The sequence below is a fragment of the Larkinella bovis genome, assembly GCF_042655385.1.
Lineage (GTDB): Bacteria > Bacteroidota > Bacteroidia > Cytophagales > Spirosomataceae > Larkinella > Larkinella bovis.
In genome coordinates this window covers 184,967-192,541 of the sequence record NZ_JBHSMA010000007.1, presented here as the reverse complement: position 1 = coordinate 192,541, position 7,575 = coordinate 184,967, and the positions used below count along the sequence as shown (strand labels likewise).

Sequence of the window (7,575 nt, the reverse complement as noted above, 5' to 3'; positions counted from 1 at the left end):
GGGTACGCCAGCAACCAGCAACACCCGGTGCTGAACCCGGCCAGCGTGTCCCAGAGTGGGACCTACACGGTGGTGGTCACTAGTGGCAGTGGGTGTACGGCGGTGGCGATGACCAGTGTGAGTGTGGGTTCCTGTCAGCAGCCCTGTAGCCTGTCGGTGAGCGTGCCAACTCCTGGTGCCGTGTGTGTGGGGGGCAGTGTGGTGCTGACCGCTAGTGCCAGTGGGGGCAGTGGTAACCTCAGTTATGTGTGGAGTGGAGCCAACCTAAGTAGCAGTAGTGGCAGCAGTGTGATGGTTCAACAGTTGAGCAGCACCAGCACTTATACGGTGGTGGTGACTGACAGCCAGGGATGCCAGGCCATGCAGACGGTGAGTGTGGGGGTGCTTCCAGCACCTGTGGCCAGTGCCAGTTCAGGCACAGCCTGTGTGGGTGGGGTGGCGCAGCTGAACCTGAGTGCCAGTGGGGGTGTAAGCTACCGCTGGAAAGGCCCCAATGGGTATGCCAGCAATGGGCAAAACCCGGTGCTGAGTCCAGCCAGTGTGTCCCAGAGTGGGACCTACACGGTGGTGGTCACTAGTGGCAGTGGGTGTACGGCGGTGACCACCACGAGTGTGAGTGTGGGCTCCTGTGAGCAGCCAACTTGTACATTGGATGGTTCGATTACCGCGAGCAATGAGCAAATCTGTTTGGGTAGTAATGTAACCTTGAGTGCCCAGACTACAGGCGAACAGGGGGCTATGAGCTACCAATGGACTGGGCCAAATTTATCCTCGACGAGTGGTAGTAGTGTAACGGTTATGAACTTAACGGCTACCAGTACGTTTACGTTGGTCGTTTCGGATGAAAAAGGTTGTAGTATAACGCGAATCAAGACGGTTGTTGTAGAGCCGATTCCGGTTATTACCGTTCTTTCAACCGCAAACCCGACCTCCTGCCTTACCGATAATGATGGGAGTATTACCTTAAGCGGTTTTACAGCTAACCAGACTTACCAACTCAGATTTAGCCGCAACGGTGGAGAGGCTGAAATACGCTCACTGGGTACAAGCAACAATGGCCAGATCGTCTTGAACGGACTGCCTTCAGGGACTTACAGTATCACAGCCTCCAGTGGATCCTGCCCTGTGAATCCGGTAACGGCAACCTTGTTGGTTCCAAAAGTGCCGCAAAAACCGCAGCTATCCGTTTCGCCATCGGTAACCGCTTGTCTTGGTGAATCCGTAACACTAACCGCTATTGGCGTTTCGGGGGCAACCTTCCACTGGACCGGATCAGGCTTATCGACTTTAACGGGCTCGGTCGTTACGGTTACTCCTACGGCAGCAGGCAGTCAATTATACACCGTAACTCAGACGGTGAACGGTTGTACCAGCACCGAAGCCGCAACTGTTACAATAACCGGGGGGCAGTGCACGACCTGTTCGGCAGAACCACCCGTTGTGATCTGTACAACAACCGATATTTGCCCCGGTGATGCCGTTGTGCTTTATGCTTCGGGCTGTTCGGGGACTATTGTCTGGTCGACCAACGAAACGGGAGAAAGCATCGTGGTTTCTCCGACGGTTTCAACAACCTACACCGCTCAGTGTAAATTGCCGGATTGTACCAGTAAACCGGCAAAACCGGTGGTTATCAACGTGTCTGATCCAAAACCGCCGACCATAACCGCCAGTGCCCTTGAGGTCTGTACCGGCAATACGGTCACGCTGACAGCCACGGGTTGTGAGGGTAAAGTGATCTGGTCCACCGGCGCGACAGGTTCGGCGATTTCAGTGGTGCCGGAAATGACAACTTCCTATTACGCCAATTGCCGCATTCACAATTGCATCAGCGGACCGTCTCAAATTCTAACGATCCGGACGGGCCCGATGCCCAAACCGGTGATCAGCAGCACCACCGGCACCATTTGTCCCGGTGAAAATGCAACGCTGACCATTTCGAACTGTTCGGGGACTCCCGTATGGTCAACCGGGGCAACCACGGTTAGTATAGTCGTTTCTCCCAATGAAACCGCTTCCTACACAGTGAGTTGTAAACAAGGGGCCTGCGTTAGCCCGGTTTCTGATGTGATAACTCTTTCGGTTGTAAAACCGCAGGCACCACTGGTGGATATTAGTGCCGATATTATCTGCCTGGGCGAGTCGGTTACCTTGACCGCCATGAACTGTTCGGGAACGGTAACCTGGTCGAACGGGGCTGTAGGGGCAAGTGTTACGGTTTTCCCAACCACGAATACGACATACCGGGCTTCCTGTAAAGTAGGGAATTGCACGAGTGCCCTTTCCCAGCCGGTTTCAGTAACCGTTGTAAATCCGGAAGCGCCGATTATTAAAGCCGACAAAACAATGATTTGTGCGGGGCAACTGGTAACGCTGACCGCTGAAGGATGTCAGAGCGGCCAGATTATCTGGTCCGACCATTCTACCGGGAAAACCATTTCGGTCATGCCGGGCGCGACATCGAATTATACGGCTCAATGCAAAGAACACAATTGCACCAGTGCCGCATCGAATGTCGTCACGATCAACGTCACCAACAGTAGCGCCCCGACGCCAACCGTAACCGCTTCCGCAACGGAGATCTGCCACGGCCAGGCCGTAACCTTGACGGCAACGGGTTGTGGTTCCGGGGTCGTTATCTGGTCGACCAACGCAACCGGTAATAGCATTGTCGTAAACCCAACGCAAACAACGGAGTATTATGCAGCCTGCAGGATGGCTGAGCAATGTAATGGTTCCCCGGCTAAGGTAACCGTGCGGGTTAATACCCCACCAAAACCGACTATTCGGGTGTGCAAATGCACGGATGGGCACATTTGTCCGGGGGATGAAATCCGGTTAACCGTTGCCGGGTGTAATGGTACACCCTTGTGGTCGAACGGAGCTACCGAAACAAGCATGGTGGTGTCACCATCGCAGACAACAGTCTATACCGTCGTTTGCCAGAGCAATGGTTGCGTCAGTGCACCTTCAGAAGCGTATACAGTAGTAGTCAGCGCCCCGACGCCACCGGTTGTATGGGCGTCGCAGCCCGAAATTGAACCGGGCGAAACCGTAACGCTTTCGGCAACGGGTTGCGCGGGCGGTCAGATTATTTGGTCCACCGGTGCGACAGGCAGTAGCATCGAAGTAAGTCCAACGACGACGACCAGTTATTACGCGCATTGCAAAATCAAAGGCTGTCTGAGTGAACCCACCCCAGTGACGGTTATGATCAAAGGGGAATGCAACGCGCCGGCTCCCACCATCTCGGCTTCGACGCTGGTGGTTTGCTACGGCGGAACGGTAACGTTAACTGCAACAGGTTGTACCAAGGGAACGATAAGCTGGTCGAATGGAGACACCGGTACCAGTCTTGTCCTGTCAAACATTACGGCCAACCGCCCTTACACCGCAATTTGTAAAGTAACTGACGCTTGCGAAAGCGCACCCTCAATGCCGGTGAGCGTATCGGTCATTACTCTTAATCCGCCAACCATAGCCGCTGACAAGCCGATCCTGTGCCCCGGTGAAACCGCAAGGCTGACAGCAGTGGGTTGTCCCGGAACCGTAACCTGGTCGAACGGAGCAACCGGAACCAGTCTCGACGTTCAGCCAACGGTCACGACCGATTACTGGGCAACCTGTTCGTTAGGCAACTGCGTCAGTGAAAAATCACCGCTGAACACGGTTAAAATCGGGACACCAGTTTCACCGACGGTGACAGCCAGTACCACAACCGTATGTTTCGGTGAATCGGTAACGCTGAAAACCGAAGGGTGCCAGGGGGGCTATGTGATCTGGTCGAACAACCAGGTGGGGGCAGAAATTACGATTACGCCCGCCATGTCGGCGACGTATTCGGCGGTTTGCTGTACGTCGGATGCCTGCCGGAGTGGTAAGTCGAATGACATTGCCATTAAGGTTTATCCGAAAGTGAAGAAACCGCTTGTCGTGAATATCACGAATTCGTGTCCGTTTGCCACCGCTGATCTAACCAAAGCGCTGAGTAGTTCGGTTTCGCAGGTGGGCAGCGTATTCGAGTTCTATACCCGTGCGATCCCGGATCCGACTACAAAAGTAACGAATCCTAAATCGGTAGAGGCCGGAACGTATTACGTGGTTGAGAAAACCGCAACGGGTTGTTACAGCCTTGCCAGCCAGATTCTGGTCGTAATTATTAACTGTAACGACGTCGTCCTCTGTACAACCAACCCGGCATCGGCATCGGCGGGCCCGGATGCGACGATCTGTACCGCAAAAAGCTATAAGCTAAACGGAGTTTTTGGTGGGGCGGCCACCAGTGCGTTATGGACCAGCAGTGGAACGGGAACGTTTGACAATGCTTCGTTGATGGATGCCACCTATACGCCTTCGTTGGCGGATGTTCAGGCCGGTTTTGTAAACCTGACGTTTACGACAAACGACCCGGATGGCAACGGCCCGTGCAAGCCGGCTCAGTCCACCATGAAACTAACCATTCAGGGACTTGCCATCCAACCGACGATCGGAGCCGTCAGTACGGTTTTGTGCCACGGTGATTCGGTGGTTCTGAGGGCACTGCCCGACGGTTATAAATACCTCTGGAATACGATGGCCACCACGCAGAGCATTCTGGTCAGGACCAGTGGTTCATACTTCGTCCAACTGGTCAACGAACAGGGATGTACATCGGTCGCATCCGAAGCCATTGTGATAACGGTTAAGAATCCGATTGAGTCGCCGATTGCTCCCATGATGGCCCGCAATACCTGTCCGGCTTCGACGGTTGACCTTACGAAGGTTGTTGAAAACGAACCCTTTACGACGGGGGGGGCGTTTGAGTTTCACATTGGTGAAAACCCGGGTTCACCGATCGTTATGAGACCCGATTCGGTGGGACACGGCGTTTTCTACGCCTTTGAGCGGAGTGGTGCAGGGTGCTATAGTCCGCCAACGATGATCGATGTATCCATTTTTGATTGCAATACGGATACCTGCCGATCGGATCTGTACGTGAAGTACGCCGTTGATAAACCGTATCCGAAAGTAGGAGAGGTAGTTACCTTCAATGTAAAATTGGGAAATAACGGACACTGTACGGCAACGCATAGCGATATTCGGATTATTCTTCCAACGGGGCTGGAGCTGGTCTCACCGGGTAATCTGATTGTCGATGCGCATGGTCACCTGGGTGCCTGGATTTCGGTGCTGCCCGAAAACGACGAGGTCAGTTTCTATTATTCTGCGAAGGTCTTGACCAAAGGAGCAATCACTAACTTGGTTGAAATCACCTACCTCGATCAGGTCGATCCCGTGCTGGCCAATAACAAGGCTACCGTCACGATCGAGGACAGCACAAGGACTATGTCGATGATGGTGGGTGTGGCAAAAGCTCTGAAAGGGGTTCAGCAGAAGGAAGAAACACTGTTTGAATTTACGTACGACATTGCCGTCACCAACTACAGCGATCAGGATGCCACGCAGGTGCAGGTTTCGGACGATGTGCAGTCGGTATTTGATCCGCATGTAATCGAATCTGTTTTCCCCAAAGTCGATGATGGTTCGACCCTGAAACTGAATTTAGGGTATTCCGGCTGGGTGGGTAACACGCAGCTCCTTACTTCGGAAAGCGTGGTCAAGGCCGGTAAAACCGAACATATTCTTCTCAAAGTCAATGTTCGACTGCACCCCGATGGTAGTGTAACCAAGACGTTCTTTAACCAGGCCTATGTACTGGCCAAACTCAATGGAGAAACCCTTGATGATGCGTCAAACAATGGCAATAAAGCGGACCCGGATAATGACGGAAACCCGAATAACAACAGTGAGCCAACGCCCGCCCAGTTCAATTCGGCACCCCCCTCGCAGCTTGGGGTTGCATTGGCCGTTGCCGAAGTAATTCCACAGGCCGACAGTAGTTACAATGTGACGTATAAAATTATTGTCAAGAACTTCGGCGATACGGACTTGAAGCAAGTGCAACTGACCGATAGCCTGGTGGCCGGTTTTGATGCGCCGGTATCGTACAGCATGGTCAGTGCGCCGGTTGTCGGAGCGGGGAGTACGCTGATACCGAACGCTGATTTTGACGGCAAAGGCCTCTCGTCGTTGCTCGATCGAGAAGGGAGTAGTCTGGCGGCTGGTGCGTCCGATACGGTTTTCGTGGTGGTCAACATCAAACCCAACAGCGGAACCGGCCCCTTCTATACGCAGATGATCGGTACAGCGATCCAGGCGGCCGACTCGGTGGTAACAGATTTGTCGAACAATGGCATTAACCCGGCCCCGCTGGGAAGTGCGCCGACCGGTGTCCGGTTCGATCTGCCTCCCTCGCTGCTTGGTGTGGCCAAGTCGGTCAGCAAACTGGAAGATCTGGGGGCTGGCGTCTACAAGGTGACGTACACGATCAAGTTGAGCAACCTCGGTTCGGACGATCTGAAAAACGTACAGGTGGTTGATAACCTGACAGAAACCTTCGGAAGTGATGTTCTTATTGGTCCCGGCAAACCGGTCTTAACGGCGGAATCTGGTCTGGCAATCGATACAACGTATACCGGGCAGGGTATGCTTACAAGTCTCCTGATTGACTCACTGAGTACGTTGCCGAAAAACACATCCCGGTTTATTAACCTCACGGTGAGGGTCGATGTGAGCAAGAGTCCGAAAACTATTTATTATAACCGGGCGATCGCGAGTGCCGAAGCACTGAATGGCAGCCTGATGCTCTCCGATACCTCGACGGCGGGTTCGAATGTTGATCCGGACAATGACCTTGACCCGCGTAATAACAGTACGCCAACGGCGGTTACTCTGCTGGGTGTACCCGTGCCGTCGAAGATTGGGGTGGCTATGGCAGTCAGTGATACGGCCCGACAGGTCGATGGCAGCTACCAGGTAACGTACCAGATCATCGTCAAAAATTACGGATCGAAGGATTTCTCGGGCGTTCAGCTGACGGATAAGCTGGCGGAGGTGTTTAACCCCGCAACGGGCGCAACTTACCAGGTTATGGGAGCGTCAATAGCTTCAGGGAGCAGCGGTCTGGTGACGAATTCGACGTATGACGGAGACGCTGATGCCGACCTGCTGGCACCGGGAAGTACGCTGGCAGCCGGGGCCACTGACACGCTCCTGCTCGCGATCAAGGTGAAACCCGATGGCCGTACGACGCCATTCCTCAATACGGTTCTGGCGAAAGCAATAGCCGGAAATGATACGCTCAGCGACATTTCAACCGACGGTTTTGAGCCAGATCTGAACGGGAACAATGACCCTACTGAAAACGACGAAAGTGTCGCCACGCCGTTGAGCTTTAACCAGAATGCCGATCAGGTAATGATTCCAGAGGGTTTTTCACCCAACGGAGACGGGGTTAACGACCGGTTTATTATTCGAAATGTGGGCGGGACCACGGTAAGGCTTGAAGTCTTCAACCGCTGGGGCCATACAGTCTACCGAAACCAGGACTACAAGAATGATTGGGACGGCACGACGAATACTGGCGCGCGGATCGGTTCAGACTCGAAAGGCCTGCCTGATGGTACTTACTTCTACGTCGTTGAATTGAGCGATGGCCGCAAGTTCATACGATACATGACGATTAATCGCTAAAAA

General features: G+C 53.7%; 1 protein-coding gene. It reads left to right on the top strand.

Annotated features, from left to right (window positions below; all coding sequences use genetic code 11):
• Nucleotides 1-27: 27 nt before the first annotated feature.
• Entirely contained in the window at nucleotides 28-7,572 is a 7,545-nt protein-coding gene (locus ACFPMF_RS20275; protein WP_379848561.1) for a T9SS type B sorting domain-containing protein, read from the top strand.
• The last annotated feature ends 3 nt before the right edge of the window (nucleotides 7,573-7,575 follow it).